14 protein-coding genes are annotated in these 17,830 nt (G+C 28.2%); 6 read left to right on the top strand and 8 right to left on the bottom strand.

Going from position 1 to position 17,830, the window contains the following annotated elements:
* Positions 1-6 precede the first annotated feature (6 nt).
* Positions 7-795, bottom strand: a complete 789-nt coding sequence (gene plzA, locus BRE_RS03715; RefSeq protein ID WP_012539123.1) for a c-di-GMP-binding receptor PlzA — start codon at positions 793-795, stop codon at positions 7-9.
* Positions 796-1,317: 522 nt separating this feature from the next.
* On the opposite strand from plzA, the gene BRE_RS03710 reads away from it, so the two are divergent.
* From BRE_RS03710 to BRE_RS03690, 5 genes are read left to right on the top strand one after another with little or no spacing between them, the layout of a single operon-like run.
* Positions 1,318-4,062, top strand: coding sequence for a penicillin-binding protein 1A (locus BRE_RS03710; protein WP_198004638.1), 2,745 nt, complete (start codon positions 1,318-1,320; stop codon positions 4,060-4,062).
* Between the two features lie 6 nt (positions 4,063-4,068).
* Positions 4,069-4,473 carry a ParB N-terminal domain-containing protein gene (locus tag BRE_RS03705; protein ID WP_012539121.1) on the top strand — a complete coding sequence of 135 codons (405 nt, stop codon included), beginning with the start codon at positions 4,069-4,071 and terminating at the stop codon, positions 4,471-4,473.
* A 36-nt stretch (positions 4,474-4,509) separates the two neighbouring features.
* Positions 4,510-6,084 (top strand): glucose-6-phosphate isomerase, encoded by a 1,575-nt coding sequence (locus tag BRE_RS03700; RefSeq protein ID WP_012539120.1) that lies wholly within the window; start codon positions 4,510-4,512, stop codon positions 6,082-6,084.
* Positions 6,085-6,127: 43 nt separating this feature from the next.
* Entirely contained in the window at positions 6,128-7,510 is a 1,383-nt protein-coding gene (locus tag BRE_RS03695) for an L-cystine transporter (RefSeq protein WP_012539119.1), read from the top strand.
* A gap of 12 nt (positions 7,511-7,522) precedes the next feature.
* Entirely contained in the window at positions 7,523-8,854 is a 1,332-nt protein-coding gene (locus BRE_RS03690; RefSeq protein WP_012539118.1) for a CoA-disulfide reductase, read from the top strand.
* 25 nt (positions 8,855-8,879) lie between these two features.
* Here BRE_RS03690 and BRE_RS03685 read toward each other — a convergent pair whose 3' ends face one another.
* Genes BRE_RS03685 through BRE_RS03670 form a run of 4 tightly spaced genes read right to left on the bottom strand, consistent with a single transcriptional unit; the run spans position 8,880 to position 13,352 of the window.
* Positions 8,880-10,223, bottom strand: coding sequence for an ATP-dependent 6-phosphofructokinase (locus BRE_RS03685; RefSeq protein WP_012539117.1), 1,344 nt, complete (start codon positions 10,221-10,223; stop codon positions 8,880-8,882).
* 36 nt (positions 10,224-10,259) lie between these two features.
* Positions 10,260-11,231, bottom strand: coding sequence for a nucleotide-binding protein (locus BRE_RS03680; protein ID WP_012538464.1), 972 nt, complete (start codon positions 11,229-11,231; stop codon positions 10,260-10,262).
* A 12-nt stretch (positions 11,232-11,243) separates the two neighbouring features.
* Positions 11,244-12,026 (bottom strand): potassium channel family protein, encoded by a 783-nt coding sequence (locus BRE_RS03675; RefSeq protein WP_012538463.1) that lies wholly within the window; start codon positions 12,024-12,026, stop codon positions 11,244-11,246.
* Positions 12,027-12,032: 6 nt separating this feature from the next.
* Positions 12,033-13,352, bottom strand: a complete 1,320-nt coding sequence (locus tag BRE_RS03670) for a TrkH family potassium uptake protein (RefSeq protein WP_012539116.1) — start codon at positions 13,350-13,352, stop codon at positions 12,033-12,035.
* A 90-nt stretch (positions 13,353-13,442) separates the two neighbouring features.
* Between BRE_RS03670 and cyaB the strand changes: the two genes are divergently transcribed.
* A complete protein-coding gene (gene cyaB / locus BRE_RS03665) occupies positions 13,443-13,964 on the top strand; it encodes a class IV adenylate cyclase (RefSeq protein ID WP_012539115.1) in 522 nt (173 codons plus the stop codon).
* On the opposite strand, the gene BRE_RS03660 is transcribed toward cyaB, so the two are convergent.
* The 3 genes from BRE_RS03660 to thrS are packed head-to-tail and all read right to left on the bottom strand — an operon-like array spanning position 13,941 to position 17,746.
* Positions 13,941-15,380 (bottom strand): hypothetical protein, encoded by a 1,440-nt coding sequence (locus BRE_RS03660; RefSeq protein ID WP_041178157.1) that lies wholly within the window; start codon positions 15,378-15,380, stop codon positions 13,941-13,943. The two genes, cyaB and BRE_RS03660, sit on opposite strands and share 24 nt — an antisense overlap.
* Positions 15,370-15,993, bottom strand: coding sequence for a CDP-diacylglycerol--glycerol-3-phosphate 3-phosphatidyltransferase (gene pgsA, locus BRE_RS03655; protein ID WP_012539113.1), 624 nt, complete (start codon positions 15,991-15,993; stop codon positions 15,370-15,372). The genes BRE_RS03660 and pgsA overlap by 11 nt, the downstream gene beginning before the upstream one ends.
* Before the next feature lies 1 nt (position 15,994).
* On the bottom strand, positions 15,995-17,746 hold the full coding sequence (thrS, locus tag BRE_RS03650; RefSeq protein ID WP_012539112.1) for a threonine--tRNA ligase: 1,752 nt from the start codon (positions 17,744-17,746) through the stop codon (positions 15,995-15,997).
* Positions 17,747-17,830: the final 84 nt, after the last annotated feature.

The raw sequence follows: 17,830 nt of genomic DNA, 5'->3' as shown, positions 1-17,830 counted from the left end.
AATCCTCTAATTAAAATAATCATGTATTAACATTATATAGTCAAGAGGAATTTTTTCTTCACAAAATGCAATACCTATAGCTAAAACTTTACCATTAGGCGTTTGAATAACACTCAAATTTCTTGCCTGTCCCACAATAGAGACTTTCTTATCTGCAACATCAAAACTCAAAATCAAATCGGTATTACTCTCTTCTAATTTTTCATAATCAAAATAAGATATCAAAAGAGCACCTCCATAAGACATATCTTTAATCAAACATTTATGCTTAATGCCATTAACTTCAATAAAAGCTTTATCAGAAGCAAGATTAAGTTTTTTTAAAGACTCTTTATCAATAATAATACGCTCATGAATCCTTTGATTTTGACCAAGCTTTAAATCAAGCAATTTACCAATTTTAACTAAAATTTCTTCTGGCATAGAAGATACAAATTCTAAAGTCAACAAATTATATTCCTTATTTTGAATAGAATAAGAAGATGTACTTACCAACTTAACAATTAAAGACGGAATACAAAAAGCATTATCCACGACATTATTGTCATAATTTTTAATATTAAGATTGCCTAAATTTCCATTCTGTGCCAAGATGGGTAAAATTTCATCTTGTTGCAAAATAATTTTAATAAAATTCATAGAAATAGAATAAATAACACCAACCACCACATAAGTACCAACTTTTATTTCAACAGAATTTTTAATATTAAGGAAACTATTAATTTCAGTACTCATTTTAATTTCCTTACCCCTATATTTAGCTTCATAATCTTTTATTTTTTTAGAAAAAAACATAAACCTCTCCTTTGAAATCTAACAAACATATTAAAATTGATATTCAGGAACTTTAAAGCAATACAATTCAAAAATTTTAATTTATGCATATACTTTAAAATAATTCTATCCCAAAATATTAGATACAACCAATAGTTCACACTTTATTCAACAGACATACAAAGATCAAATCTATTCCTAAAAAGCAACTCTATAAATAAAAATTTCAAAAAAACTCACATAAAAATAATTCATCCTTCAATACATTAAATCTGTAATTCTTATTATTTTTACTGTTTACTTTAAAAACACCAACACCCACACATAAAGTTCTAATCTTTCCAAATTTTCATCATAAATCAACTTATATTTTAAAAAAACTTAAATAGCAAAATAACCCATATAAAAAGGCATTATAACAATATTTTTATATTAATAACAACTTGCAAAATGTTAAGTTTATCATATTTTATAGTATAATTACGTTGAAAGACGTTAGAAGGATACAATTTGAAAAGGGTTAATTTTAGCAAAAAAGCTAACATGCTAGTTTATTTTACCTATTTTATTATCAGTTTTTCAATCATTTTTTTATCAATTGCCATAGTTGAAACTATAAATATTCAAAAAGATAAAAAATTTGGAAATATAAACCCTGCTATACCATCAAAACTTTTTGATACCAATGGCAAGCTCATAACACAATTTATATCTGATGAGAATAGAGAATTATTACCGTTAAGAGAAATGCCTAATAATTTAATAAACACACTCTTGATACGAGAAGATCTCAGCTTTTTTTTTCACAGAGGCTTCTCATTAATGGGAATTTTAAGAGCTGCATTTAACATTATTCTTGGAAGATATTTCTCAGGTGGTAGTACTCTAACACAACAATTAGCAAAACTGCTCTACACAAATCAAGCAAAAAGATCTGTTTTAAGAAAATTAAATGAAATTTGGTGGGCAATACAGCTTGAAAAAAAATTATCAAAATATGAAATACTTGAAAAATATTTAAACAAAGTCTATTTTGGAAATGGAAATTATGGCGTAGTAGCAGCTTCAAAGTTTTTCTTCAACAAAAGTGTTAAAGATATTAACACCGCAGAAGCTGTTTTAATGATTATACAGTTACCCAATGCAAAACTTTATTCACCATTTTATAATCCAAAATTCGCAAAGAAAATACAAAGAGCTGTATTAAATCAGGTAGTATCTCATGGCATTATCACCCCTGAATTAGCTGAATCAGAATTTAATGAATATTGGCAAAATTATGACTGGACTCGTATGGCAGATATACCAGCTATATCTGACAAAGAAGATCATGCTCCTTATTTTTCAGAATATGTAAGACAAAGAATAACTCAATATCTACCATCAGAAGCCAATATATACAAAGATGGATACTCAATATATACAACACTTGATCTTGAAGCACAAAAACATGCAAATGAAATTACACAAGAAATGATTACAAAAGCAAGAAAAATGTATAATTCTACAAAATCATCTGAAACATTAGTAATAAATTCAGAAATAGTACCAATAATTGATACAATGGCCGATTTATTTGGCATAAGAAATACCAGAATAAATGGTAGACAATATACAAAATTAAAAACAAGAAAATTTTATGAGGATAATATTGATCTTCTTGCAAGCTTTGCTGCAATTTTAGGTATTGATAAAATAGACAAAGCAACAAGAGCTTACACAATAAACAATAAAACAAATCCAAACTTACTTGTGAAACCAGAAGGTGCATTAATATCACTAGACACCACAACAGGAGCCATCAAAGCAATGGTTGGAGGAAGTGGTTATAGAAAGGGAAGCGAATTTAATAGAGCAACTCAAGCAAAAATTCAACCTGGAAGCGCATTTAAAGTTTTATATTTCTCAGCGGCTATTGAATTAAAAAAAATAACAGCTGCAACAATGCTCTCAGATTCTCCAGTAGCCTTTTTTAATCAGGAAGGAGAGATTTATGCCCCTGAAAATTATGGAGGGAAATGGCGAGGAAATGTCTTAACACGCAAAGCACTAGCTTTATCTCTAAATATTCCCGCCCTTAGAATACTTGATAAATTGGGTTTTGACAATGCAATTAAATATTCGGCTAAATTACTAGGAATCAAAGATCAAAATGAAATAAACAAAATATTCCCTAAAGTATATCCCCTTGCACTTGGAGTCACATCAACATCTCCAATACAAATGGCAAGAGCATTTGCTATTTTAGGAAATAATGGAAAAGAAGTAGAACCATATGGAATTAAATATATAGAAGATCGAAATGGAAAAGTAATAGCAAATGTAGAATCTGAAATACTAACATCAATCAAAAATAAAGGTGCTAATGCACAAATAGTATCTCCTCAAACTGCTTACATTATGACAGATATGATGAAATCAACAATTCAATATGGTACTCTATCAAATCAAAGATATACAAATCTTAAAAATTTTAAATCTGATATTGTAGGTAAATCAGGAACAACTCAAAATTGGGCCGACGGATGGACAATAGGATATTCACCTTATATAACAACAGCTATATGGGTTGGTTTTGACAAAAAAGGATATTCATTGGGAACTGCAGGAACAGGAACAGCACTAGCTGGCCCTACTTGGGGTAAGTTTATGGCAGAATATCATAAAAACTTACCCCAAAAGGTATTTATACGACCCAAAGGAATAATTAATGTACAAGTCCAATCAGAAACAGGTCTATTACCAGAAGGTGTACCTAATGAAACAATAATAAATGAAATATTCATTACAGGAAGCCAACCATTTGAAAAATCAAAATACTATGAAAACAAATCTGAATTTTTAAATAAAATGGAATTCAATATTTATGGTATTGACAACATTAATGACAATGATGAACTAAACTTCGATACTACCGAATTTGAATATCTCACAAACGATTTTCATCAATACAATAAAACAGAAAATGAAAAAATTCATGAAAATAATACTAATATAATTAATAATGATAAATTTAATGATAATATTAATATGGATATACAAAATGATGATTTTGAATACGACAATCAAGAGGAAAACATGCAACATAATATCCAAGATGCCAATAAAACAGAGAACGAAACCAACAACACAATAACAGATGACAATAACAATGTAGATGATAGTATGAAAACTACAGATCAACCAAATAATACAGAACCTAAAAAAAATCCTCTTATCAGTGATGAAAAACAAGATAATGAAATTGAACATAAAGATGTCAATGGAGAAAATATACAATTGGATTAATAAAATATGTTAATAGATTTAGAACAAATAAAAATCAAAAAACGAATCAGAAAAAATATAGGAGATACAACAACTCTTAAAGAAAGCATTAAAAAACATGGGCTGATTTATCCTATAATAATAGACAAAAATAAAAACTTAGTGGCAGGTTTTAGAAGATATCAAGTATTAAAAGAACTTGGATATAAAGAGGTCGACGTCAAAGTAATTCCAATAGAAGATAAAAAAAGATTACTTGAAATCGAACTTGATGAAAATAATGTCAGAAAATCATTTACAAAAAGTGAAGCAGAAGAAGGTGAAGAAGAACTCAAAAATTATTCAGAAAAAAACAAAATAATCAGATTTATAAAAAAAATAATAATAAAAATAAAAAAAATAATAATAATAAAAATAAAAAAACAAAATTAAATTTAAATACACAAAAAAACTATTGGAGGATGCTTAATGATTCATTATAATGACCTTAATAAGCTTAAAAGTTTTCAAGAATTAAAACAAATGAATCCCGAAAAACTAAAGACAGTATTAAATGAAAACAGAATTCAAGAATATGACATCAAAATAGAAGGAAATCACGTACATTATAACTATGCTACAAAACAAATCAATGAAGCTCATTTAAAGTTATTTCAAAATTTAAGCGATGAAGCAAATCTAATAGAAAAGTATAAAGAAATCATTAATGGAAAACATATTAATCTTAGTGAAAATAGAAAAGTTTTACATCACTTAACAAGAGGACAACTTGGTACAACAGTTACAGATAACAATGAAAATATGCGAGAATTTTTTGAAAGAGAACTTCATAAAATTTTTGAATTTGCACAAAAAATACAAAATGGTACTATTAAAAATACAAATGGAAAAGTTTTTAAAAATGTCGTACAAATTGGTATTGGGGGTTCAAGTCTTGGCCCAAAAGCACTATACACTACAATTAAAAACTATGCTCAACAAAAAAATTTATACAAAATGAAAGCATATTTTATTTCAAATGTTGACCCAGATGAAGCAGAAGAGGTTTTAAGCGAAATAAATCTTCAAGAAACTTTATTTATTGTCGTATCAAAAAGTGGAACTACACTAGAAACATCATCTAATATGCAATTCTTAATTAAAAAATTAAAAGATAATGGAATTGAAGAATATAAAAAACAAATTATAATCATTACATCACAAGGAAGTATGTTGGCACTCGAAAAAGGATACCTTGAGTACTTTTTTATGCATGATTCAATTGGTGGAAGATTTTCACCAACATCAGCTGTAGGGCTTGCTCTAATAACCCTTTGCTTCACAGAAGATATTACAAAAGAAATATTAAAGGGAGCTCATGAGTCTGACAAACAGGCACTAAATAAAAATATAAGAGAAAATGCACCCCTTCTAGCATCAATAATCAGTATATATGAAAGCAATATACTAAATTATAGCAGTAACTGTATTATTGCATATTCAAAAGCAATGGAAGACTTTTATCTTCATTTACAACAACTTGAAATGGAAAGCAATGGAAAAAGCGTAAACAGATTTGGGGAACAAATTGACTATAAAACAGTAAGAATAATTTGGGGAGGAATTGGAACAGATGTGCAACATTCATTCTTTCAAATGCTTCATCAAGGAACAGAAATAGTACCAATGGATTTAATAGGATTTAGCCAATCCCAATTAAAGCAAGATGTTTCTTTAGATGGAACATCAAGTAATGATAAACTAAAAGCAAATCTAATAGCTCAAATAATTGCATTTGCTATTGGAAAAGAAAATATAAATCAAAATAAAAGTTTTAAAGGAGAGAGACCCTCTGCATTAATATACTCTAAAGAACTCACTCCTTATACAATAGGTGCAATACTCTCTCATTACGAAAATAAAGTAATGTTTGAAGGATTCCTACTAAATATCAATTCATTTGATCAAGAAGGAGTTCAACTAGGCAAAATTATTGCTAACAAAATTTTAAAGGAGGATAATTCACAAAATAAAATAATCAAATCTTATGATAGACTATTTTAACAAAAAAATAATTATTTTAAATCTATAATTAAGAGGCCAAATCATGAACATGACAATAACATATGTAATATTAAATGTTACAATAATGTTTATATTAATAGGATTTTTATATTTCTTACGTAAAAAACATATCTCTTTCACAAAAAGAATATTAATAGCTCTAGGATTAGGAATAATATTTGGTACACTCATAAAATATTGTTACGAATCAAACCCAACAATAATACAAGAAACCATTCAATGGACTAATATCATAGGAATCGGATATATAAGACTCATTAAAATGATGGTAATACCATTAATACTAGTATCAATAATATCTGCAATAATAAAATTAACAAATAGCCAAGATATTTGGAAAATGAGCTTATCAGTAATATTTATACTCATATTTACAGCAGGAATTGCTGCAATAATTGGAATTTGTATATCTATTTTTTTCAAATTAACAGCAGAGGGACTTCAATCTGGAGTTGATGAAATCATGCAAGGGCAAAAATTAGATCGCAAACTTCAAGTTTTACACCAAACTCCAATGACACAAAAACTATCAGAACTCATTCCAGACAATATATTTGCAGATATGGCAGGAACAAGACCAAACTCAACGATAGGAATAGTAATATTTGCTGCTTTAGTAGGGATTGTTGCTCTAAGAGTTGCAAAAAAAAAACCAGAGTCAATAGATTTTTTCAAACAAATAATATCAACAGCACAAGACTTAACTTTAGGAATAGTGACTTTAATCTTAAAATCAACACCTTATGCCATATTAGCAATGATCACAAAAATATCAGCAACAAGTGATCTTATAAGCATAATGAAACTTGGAAAATTTGCACTTGCATCTTATGTTGCTATAGGTATTACACTCTTAATGCACATGACGATTATTGCATGTAACAGACTCAATCCAATAACTTTTATTAAAAAAGTATGGCCAGTACTAACGTTTGCATTTATATCTCGTTCCAGTGCAGCAACAATACCTGTCAATGTAGAAGTGCAAACTAAAAAACTAGGAGTTAGTGAAGGGATTGCAAATCTCTCCAGTGCACTTGGGACATCTATTGGACAAAATGGTTGCGCAGCACTACATCCTGCTATGCTAGCAATCATGATTGCACCTACACAAGGAATCAATCCAACAGATCCCTCATTCTTACTACAACTCATAGGAATAATAATAATAACCTCGTTTGGAGTAGCTGGAGCTGGAGGAGGTGCAACAATAGCATCCTTAATCGTTCTCTCATCAATGAATCTACCTGTTTCATTAGTTGGCCTATTTATTTCCATAGAGCCGTTAATTGATATGGGACGAACATCTGTTAATGTTAGTGATTCAATGGTTGCAGGGGTCATAACAGCCAAAAATCTTAATCAATTAAATAAAAACATTTACAATAATCAAAATACTAAATAAAAGGTAATTCTTATGAAAATAATAATTATTGGAGGAACTGCAGCAGGAACAAGCGCTGCAGCAAAAGCAAAACGAATAAACAAAGAATTAAATATAGTTATTTATGAGAAAACAAATACCACATCCTTTGGTGCTTGTGGACTACCTTATTTCATTGGAAAATTTTTTGACGAACCAAATAATATGATAGCCCGGACACCTGAACAATTTAAACAGAATGGAATATCAGTATTTCCTAAACACGAAGTCACTAAAGTAGATATCAAAAATAACATTCTTCAAGTAAAAAATCTTCAAACACAAGAAATATTCAATGATACCTATGATAAATTAATGATTGCAACTGGGGGAACCCCTATAATTCCACCAATTAACAATATTAAACTAAAAAATTTTTATACTTTAAGAAATATGAACGATGGTAAGGAAATCAGAGAACTCTTAAACAAACAAGAAATAAAAAACATCATAATAATTGGGGCTGGATATATTGGAATTGAAATGGTAGAAGCTACTAAAGCACGAAAAAAAAATGTAAGAATTATTCAATTGGATAAACGAATATTAACAGAATCATTTGACAAAGAAATCACAAATATAATGGAAGAAGAGCTTATAAAAAACAACGTTTTACTTCACACAAATGAATTCGTAACAAGTTTAATAGGAAAAGACAAAGTTGAAGGAATTATTACAAACAAATCTAAATACAAAGCAGATCTTGTAATACTCTCTACAGGCATAAAACCTGCAACTGAATTTTTAGAAGGTCAACTTGATACATTAAAAAACGGTGCAATAATTGTAAATGAATACGGTGAAACCAGTGCAAAAAACATTTTTGCTGCAGGAGATTGTGCCACAATATATAACATTATAAGCAATCAAAATGATTATATTCCTCTTGCAACAACAGCTAATAAATTGGGAAAAATAATTGGTGAAAACCTAGCAGGAAAACGAGTATCTTTTAAAGGCACATTGGGATCTGCATCTATTAAAGTTTTATCACTAGAAGCAGCTAGATCTGGTCTTACTGAAGAGATGGCATTAAAACTTGGAATCCAATATAAAACGGTATTTATCAAAGATAAAAACCATACAAACTATTATCCCAATCAAGAAGATTTATATATTAAGCTAATCTATAATCAAGATACAAAAGAAATTCTTGGTGCACAAATAATTGGAAAAAATGGAGCTGCACTAAGAATGCACGCATTATCCCTTGCTATTTATTCAAAACTTAAAATAAATGAACTTGGAATGATGGATTTTGCATATTCTCCACCATTCTCCAAAACTTGGGATGCATTAAATATTGCTGGTAATGCAGCAAAATAAATAAAAAAACTTAAATTACTTTTTGTTAATTTTTCATACTAAATGGCTGGCCAGTGCTTGCAAGAACATCCCTCCAGAAAGAACCATTCACATTAACTTTATTCCTAGCAATGACAGCCATTTTGATGGGAACATGCACAAATTTTGTGCTCCACAAGCTAATTAATAATTTCGTTTTACCAGCCATAGCAGCATGAACAGCATTTGAACCAAGACGAGCACAATATAGAGAATCACTAGCATTAGCTGGAGAACTTCTAATAATATAACTAGGATCAATATATTTAAGATTAACAGGAATATCTTTAGATTTAAAATACTCATTAATTTTATCTTTAATATAAAGTCCAATATCCTCATGCAGTAAATTACCAGAATCATCTTTCTTCCTAATACCAGGATCAAAATATTTTTGTCCTGCTCCTTCTGCTATCAATATAACTGCATGAGGAATTTCATCCATACTTTCTTTTTGTAAAAGTCGTCTCTCAAGATGTGCAAGAAGTCCATTAGGACCCTCAATATCAAAATCTAATTCTGGTATTAAACAAAAATTAACATCATTAGAAGACAGAGCAGTATAAGCAGCAATAAACCCAGAATCTCTACCCATCACCTTAACAAGACCTATTCCATTATAAGCACTATTTGCCTCAAAATGCGCACCAGCAACAGCGGCAACTGATTGTTCTACAGCAGTCTCAAATCCAAAAGATTTTTGAACAAACATAAAATCATTATCTACTGTTTTAGGAATACCTATAACAGCAATTTTTAAATTTCGTCTCTCTATCTCCTCAGCAATTAAAATAGAACCCTTTTGTGTACCATCTCCACCAATATTAAAAAGCATATTAATACCCATTCTCTCTAAAGTATCAACTATTTCAACAGGTCTAATTCCTCCTCTTGATGAACCAAGTATTGTACCACCAAGCTGATTAATATCATTAACCACATCAGGATTTAAATCAACAAAACTCAAATTAGACTCTGACAAAAGTCCTTTATATCCAAACTTAACTCCATAAATATTATATACTCCATATACATTCCATAAAGTTCTAACAATTGAACGAATCACATCATTAAAACCTGGACAGAGACCTCCACAAGTAGTAATTGCAGCTTTAACATGTTTTGGGACAAAATAAATTTTACGTCTAGGTCCAGCCTTTTCTAAAAAAACATCCTCATATTGATTCCAACTCTCTTCATTTTTATAAACGTTAAATCTAATTTTACTCTCTTCAGAAGTAAAATGAACATGACTCTCATTAGCATAAAAATTAATTAAAGGATTATCATATTTACATTCTCCTAGGTTTTCTATATTAAAACCCAAATTTTGATTCTTAAGCCTATACATTAAATTACCCCTCCTTCAAGTATTATTATAATCTAATTACTTCCTAATAAATTGACTTTGATCCTTAATCATATCGTATATATCATCATAAATATAAGGTGAACCTTCAACAGGTGATTTAATTAAATTACGCGCAATAAATTCAAAATATTTATTAAGTTTTGAATTTCTATCAAAATCAACAAATGGAATTCTACTATTAACAGATGCTCTAAAACTTTTTGCAAAGGGAATAAAACCAATAAATTCAACTGGTATATTGATATTATTTTTAACAACATTTATTAAATTTTCACACATAGCTATCTCTTCGCTAGACTCTATTCTATTTAATACAACTCTAGGATAAAAGCTATTCATCATCTTTTTTACCTTAAGCGAAGAACTTAAAGATATAACTTCAATACCTAAAACTAAATCTTTAAATTTAACGTTTGTACCTTCTATTTTATTTTTAAAAAAATTACTAATATATTCTCGTTCAGGACTTTTTGGAGGAAAACCTAAATATAGAAGTCTATAGAGAGCATTTTTTAAAAAAGAATAAGCATTAAGAATTGAAGGTGTTTCTGGAACAGTAATAATTATGCCACTATAAGATGACAAATAAAAATCCACTGTATTATAAGACGTACCTGACCCTAAATCTATAAAAACGAAATCAGCAACAAGTTCTCTTTGAATAGAATCTATTATTCTCTTCTTTATAGAAAAAGGAATATTGGCCGTACCCGTATAAAGGGCATCTCCTGGAACCAAATAAAGCTTTTTATAAGGAGTTTTAAGAATTAAACTTGAAAAATCTTTTTCTTGTTTATTAATAAAAGAACCTATGCCAACACCAGTATTCTTAACACCTAAACAAGTATGAAGATTAGAACCTCCAAGGTCAAGATCAACAAGTATCACAGTCTTACCTAAACGTGCAAGTTTATAACCAATATTAGCAACAAAAGATGTTTTTCCAACACCTCCCTTTCCACTTGCAACAGGAATAATTTTAGTCATCTTAAAATCCTATTAATTATTTTTCTTATCTTTATTAAACTTTTTCATAAAATCAAAAAACTTTAAAAAGCCTAATTTTTTAGAACTTTCCTTATAAGAAGTATCCTTTGTTTTAGAAACTGATATTAAATCTTTAATCAAATCTTTATTATTTGTAAAATTTTCAATCTTATCAGGTTTACCACAAATTACAATCTTATCATCCTTTAAGAAAAAATAATCTCCATCCACAAGTTCATATCTAGAATTACTTAAATTTCTAACAGCAATAACAGTAATACCTTTCTCACTTCTCAAATCAGCCTCAAGCAAAGTTTTACCTACATATTCTTTTGGAATAATTGTCTCAGCAACAATAATATCATGCCCAACAATACTATATGTTGAAAGATTAGGAGATACCAACAATGGTGTCAATCTTCGAGCAGCATCCTTGCTTGGAAATATAATTCTTGTAGCACCAAGAGTTTTTAATATTTCAGCATCATCCCCATCTTCAGTCTTAACGCATATTTCCTTCACACCTAAGAGATTACAATAATGAGTAACAAGAGCACTTTTCCCAAGATCATTATCAAAATCAATAATAACAGCATCAGTATCTACAGGAATAATTTTTTTTAATGCATTCTTAGTAAACTGATCTAAAATAAAACTTTCTGTAGCAATTACATCGTATTCTTCAACCAATTCTTTTGAAGTATCAACAATAATTATTTGACAATCAAGCTTACTTAAATTTTCAAGAATATGAATTCCCAAATTACTAAGACCAATAATAACAAATGTTTTCACTTTATTCTAACACACCAAAATATCCTGTCGTGGTCTTGTAAATTCTTCAAAACGAGAATTTCTAGAAACAAAAATTGCCATCGAAAAAAGCCCTATTCTACCCGCAAACATAGTAAAAATTATAATTACTTTACCTAAAAATGACAAATCTTGTGTAACCCCAACTGATAAACCAACAGTACCAAAAGCAGAAAAAACCTCATATCCCAAATCAATGACTCTCCATTTTCCACCACTCTCAGCAGCAAGAAGAACAAAAAATGAAAAACATAAAATAAAAACAGCTCTTACAAAAAATAAAAGTGCAAATCTTATACTATCAATTGAGACTTTATAAGAACCAATAATATAACCATTACCATCTTGAGATTTTATTACTGCAAGAATAATTAAGAAAAAAGTAGTAATTTTTATTCCTCCAGCAGTTGAACCTGGAGCACCACCAATAAACATAAATGGCAAAGAAAGCATTTGGGTTCTACTAGAAATAAGAGCATTGTCAAGATAATTAAAACCAGCTGTTCTTGTACTTATTGAATAAAATATTGCATTAAATATTAAAGTCCCAAGTGAATAACCATCTCTGAGTTTATGAATTTCTGAGAAAAAAAACACAACTGCACCAAAAAGAATTAAAAAAAAACTAAGCGTAAAGACAATTTTAGCATGAAGGGATAATTTTTTACGATACTTCATAGTATTAGTAACATCACGATATACCATAAATCCAAGTCCTCCACAAATAATCAATATAGCAATAACAATTATGGCCTCAGGAACATCACGCCATGCATAAATACTCTCAGAATGCATCGAAAACCCTGCATTACAAAATGCTGAAACAGCAGTAAATAAAGCCTCAAGTAATGAAATCTTAATACCTCGAATTTTAAAAAACAATAATATTAATATCCCTCCAATTAATTCAATTGAAAAAGTCACAAAAAGTATATTTTTCAAAATTTTCAAAGGATTATACTCAATATTTGAAAGAGAATATTGTTTGATTATTCGAACATCAGTTAACTTGAGCTTGCGTTTAGGAATAAGCAAATAAAAGGTAGTAATTGTTATGAAACCAAGCCCACCAAACTGAATCAATAACATTATTACAATAAAACCAAAAGTAGAAAAACTTTCCATCTTAACAGTCACAAGCCCCGTAATGCTAACAGCAGATACAGATGTAAATAAAACATCTATATATTTTAAACTCTCAACATTATTCCAAGCAATAGGCAATAACAATAACAGAGAGCCTATAAACATAATTAAGATAAAATAACTAAAAAGAAAAAACCTATCACTAAATTCAATTTTCAACATATAAAAATAAAATACAACAAAACATACAAGATATCATGATCAAAATAGCAGAATGTTGAAATATTACCATAATTTTATTATTTTTAATATATGTTTGAAGTTGAACTAAAAGCTTTTATTCCAAAAAACAGAGTAAAAAAAATCGTAAAATTGGCTAATCAAAAATTTCAATTTATTAAAGAAGAAATTAAAAATGATATTTATTATTTTAATTCAAAAAAAATCATTAGAATAAGAGAATCGAATATCTCAAAAAAAATTATAACATTTAAAATCAAATCTTTAGAAAAAGATATAGAAATAAACAAAGAAATTGAATTTAAAGTAGACAAAATAGACAATTTTATATCTTTTATAAAAGAATTGGATTTTAAAATTTTATATAAAAAGATTAAAAAAAGTCTTATTTATAAAAAAGACAATTTAAATATAGAAGTTAACGAAATTCAGAATCTTGGATTTTTTCTAGAAATCGAAAAAATAATTGACAATAAAAATGAATTAAATCTTGCCAAGCAAGAAATTTACAAAACAATACAAGACTTTAAACTACAAAACAATATTGAAAAAAAATCATACTTTGAACTATTATCTAATCAACTTAAGAAATAAAACTTTAAAATCTAAGCTTAAACATGACAATACAAATCCTTTTTTTTGATATTGTGCAAATTGAGGTTTGCAAGCAGATTTTTGAAAAATTTCATATTCATTTAAAAAATACCAATTATTGGAATTTAAATAAATAAGTCTCACATTATTATCATCTTCAAACGTTAATAACAAATCATTACTATATTTTAAAATATCACTAACTACTCCTTTAATTTTAATATTTGGACTTACATTTTGCCATTTATCACATTGAAGAGTAGATATACTAACAATAGGTCTATCTTTTGTTACATAACTTAAAATAATCTGATCTGATTTAACATCAGATAAAATTTTAACAGAATTTGCCATATTTACAGATTGTATATTTACATTCGACCAAGTTTTCCCTTTATCAATAATAAATTCAGAATTCATATAATCATTTAATTTATAATTGTAAAAAATTCCTAAAAAAGGTTCAGAAATAACACCAATACTTAAGACGTCAACATCAGCAGTACCTTTAAACACATTAGAATCTATAATACTATTCCAAGTAGTTCCATATCCCCTATTTACAATAAAATTAACTTTATATTCATAACCAATTTTTTTCAAATAAGCTACATACAAATTGTCCTTATGATCAACACTAATATTTACTAAAAAACCAACATTGTCTCTCAATTTAGGACTAACATCAATCCACTTTCGACTATTAAATTTTCGAACTATAAGTTCACTAGGAAAATCACTGGTACTCTTAGTCGTAAATACAATATATAATTCCCCTTTAGAATTAATCGCAAAATCAAAACATGAAATATCGGTAATATTATCATTAACAGCAGTACTGATATCAAACCAACCAATATTTTCAATAAATGAAGCAACTTTAATAGTATCATTATTTTCCATTTGATATGCAACATAAATATTACGCTTATAGGTTTTTAAAATATATTTTTTAAGCCTTGAACTTAACTTAAAACTTGGCAAATCTCTTAATAAAAAAGTTTTATTTTGTTTTTTTATATTAGATGTTTTGGCCTTTAAAGAACTACCACCAATTATTGATAAATCTAAATCATTAAGAGTAAAATTAATGTTTACATTCTCTGATGTAACATAAATTACAGCATAAAGAACGTCCTTTTGCAATGTAAGTTTAACATCATTTTTTCTTATCTTATCTGTTATATTTTTTTTATTAAAAACGTCATATACCATATATACAAAATCTGTCCCCAAAGCGACATCAAAAGTCAAAATATAATCAGAAGACTTGTCAACTTTTAAATAAATGCTTCCTTTTCCATTCTTGCTTGAAATGCTTAAAGGCTTAACTTCGGTCAACATTTGCTTTACATCAGCATAAGAATAAAAATTACTAAACAAACAAATAAATATTAATAATAAATTACTTCTCATACTTGCCAAGATCCAAAAATATCATGACATAATCAATTAATGATATGATAGTTATAAAAGTAGAAATAACATATATTATTGCAACAATAGAAGAAAAACTAAAAGTTAAATTTAAAATTGAACTAATAAAACAATCAACAAAAGTAACAATTTTCAACTTGTCAAAAGTATAAAGCAAAAGACTAGCAAATACAGCAATAGCATAAAATAACGATTTTATCTTACCTGAAATTCTGGCTTGCTGGATTATATTAAATTGAATAATTAAATTCCTAATAACACCAACAGAAAGTTCACGATATACAAATATCACAAAAAAATAATACGGAGTAATACCTTTATAAAAGAAAAAAACAAAATATGTAAAATGTTGCAACACATCTGCATAGGGATCTAAAATTTTACCTACATTGCTAATTAAACCATATTTTCTAGCAATATATCCATCAATAATATCTGTAATTTCATTAAAAATAATTAAAAACCAAATTAAACTTAAAATTAAATAAGAATTCCACAAATATTCAAAACATAATATAAATAAAATAACAAACGATAATATAATTCTAAGAAAAGTTATTTTATTTGGAGTAATTATTTTTTTACTATGCAAGCTATAAGATCTCCTTATTACTTATCTTTAACTTCACAAATTCAAGAGCTTCTTTAAGCTCAAGTCCATTAATTTGCTCATTTGTTCTAGTTCTAATTGAAATTTTTCCTTCTACCACCTCTCTCTCTCCAATAATAAACATATAGGGAACTTTTTTTGACTGGTATTGTCTAATTTTTGCATTCATTCTCATATTATAATAATTATCAAATTTTATTCTAATTCCTTCATTTTGAAATCTAGACAATACTTCTAATGCATATTCTTCTACAATGCTATTTACAGGAATAATTACAACTTGCAGAGGAGCCAACCATACAGGAAATGCTCCACCATAATGCTCCACTAAAATTCCAAAAAATCTTTCAATAGAACCAAGAAGCGCTCTATGAATCATAAAGGGTCTCTTTTCTTTGCCGTCTTCTGCAGTATAAGTCATCTTAAATCTTACAGGAAGATTAAAATCAAATTGAATTGTAGTCATTTGCCATGCTCTTCCAAGAGAATCAATTATCTTAAGATCAATTTTGGGCCCATAAAAAGCTCCTCCGCCTTCATCAATATCAAAATCGATATTAAAATCAATCAAGGCTTTCTCTAAAACTTTAACAGCCATTTGCCAATCATCATCATCCCCCACAGCTTTTTCAGGTTTTGTTGAAAGATATGCCTTTAAATTGGTAAATCCAAATTTATTCCACATATCAATCGCAAAACGTAAAACCTCTCTAACTTCAAAATTCACTTGCTCATAAGTACATATAATGTGTGCATCATCTTGCGTAAAACCTCTAACACGCATAGTACCATGAATCGCACCTATCTTCTCATAACGATAGACAGTACCAAGTTCAGCCCACCTAAATGGCAAATCTCTATAAGAATGCTTATCAGTATTATAAATTGCAATATGAAATGGACAATTCATAGGCTTAACATAATAATCACTTCTATCCATCTCAATTTTTTCAAACATGCTCTCTTTATAAAAATCTAAATGACCAGAAGTTTCCCAAAGCCACGATTTACCAATATGAGGAGTAAAAAGTATATCATAACCATTCTTAAAATGCTCTTCTCGCCAAAAATTCTCTATTAAAGCCCTTATTCTAGCACCATGTGGATGGAAAAAAATAAGACCAGGTCCTATCTCATCATGAACAGAAAACAAATTAAGTTCACGACCAAGCTTTCTATGATCTCTCTTTTTTATCTCTTCTTGTAATTTCAGATATGCTTTTAAGTCCTTTTCGTTATTCCATAAAGTTCCATAAATACGACTTAACATTTTATTTCTTTCATTGCCACGCCAATAAGCACCAGCTATACTAGTTAATTTAAATGCTTTTGGATCAAGCTTATTCATATTATCAACATGAGGACCTCTACAAAGATCCGTAAATTTATGACTCTTATATATTGTAATCTCATCTGTAACATCAAAATTTTGAATTAAATCTATCTTATAAGGTTCATCTTTAAAAAGCACTAACGCCTGTTCTCTGGTTATAACTTCTCTTATAAAAGGACTGCCCGTCTTTAAAATTTCTCTCATTTTATGTTCTATTAATAAAAGATCATCTTCTGATATGTGCTTTTCAAAATCAAAATCATAATAAAAACCATCTTTAATTGGAGGTCCTATAGCAATCTTAGTATTTGGAAATAATTCAAGAACAGCTTCTGCCATAACATGTGCAATCGAATGTCTCTTCTTATAAAGAATACTATCCTTATCTAATTTTTCACCCATAACAACACCTTATAAACTTTAAAATTTGCAGTATGAAAACATTATAATAAATTCATAACTTAAAAAATCATAGATAAACAACAA

The sequence above is a fragment of the Borrelia recurrentis A1 genome (assembly GCF_000019705.1).
Taxonomy (GTDB): domain Bacteria; phylum Spirochaetota; class Spirochaetia; order Borreliales; family Borreliaceae; genus Borrelia; species Borrelia duttonii.
The sequence above is the reverse complement of the archived record's forward strand: the minus strand, read 5'-3'. Positions and strand labels throughout refer to the sequence as shown.

Bases quoted from the DNA above. Each gene is read 5' to 3' on its own strand.
- plzA (WP_012539123.1), bottom strand. From the start codon at position 795: ATGTTTTTTTCTAAAAAAATAAAAGATTATGAAGCTAAATATAGGGGT.
- BRE_RS03710 (WP_198004638.1), top strand. From the start codon at position 1,318: ATGCTAGTTTATTTTACCTATTTTATTATCAGTTTTTCAATCATTTTT.
- BRE_RS03705 (WP_012539121.1), top strand. From the start codon at position 4,069: ATGTTAATAGATTTAGAACAAATAAAAATCAAAAAACGAATCAGAAAA.
- BRE_RS03700 (WP_012539120.1), top strand. From the start codon at position 4,510: ATGATTCATTATAATGACCTTAATAAGCTTAAAAGTTTTCAAGAATTA.
- BRE_RS03695 (WP_012539119.1), top strand. From the start codon at position 6,128: ATGAACATGACAATAACATATGTAATATTAAATGTTACAATAATGTTT.
- BRE_RS03690 (WP_012539118.1), top strand. From the start codon at position 7,523: ATGAAAATAATAATTATTGGAGGAACTGCAGCAGGAACAAGCGCTGCA.
- BRE_RS03685 (WP_012539117.1), bottom strand. From the start codon at position 10,223: ATGTATAGGCTTAAGAATCAAAATTTGGGTTTTAATATAGAAAACCTA.
- BRE_RS03680 (WP_012538464.1), bottom strand. From the start codon at position 11,231: ATGACTAAAATTATTCCTGTTGCAAGTGGAAAGGGAGGTGTTGGAAAA.
- BRE_RS03670 (WP_012539116.1), bottom strand. From the start codon at position 13,352: ATGTTGAAAATTGAATTTAGTGATAGGTTTTTTCTTTTTAGTTATTTT.
- cyaB (WP_012539115.1), top strand. From the start codon at position 13,443: ATGTTTGAAGTTGAACTAAAAGCTTTTATTCCAAAAAACAGAGTAAAA.
- BRE_RS03660 (WP_041178157.1), bottom strand. From the start codon at position 15,380: ATGAGAAGTAATTTATTATTAATATTTATTTGTTTGTTTAGTAATTTT.
- thrS (WP_012539112.1), bottom strand. From the start codon at position 17,746: ATGGGTGAAAAATTAGATAAGGATAGTATTCTTTATAAGAAGAGACAT.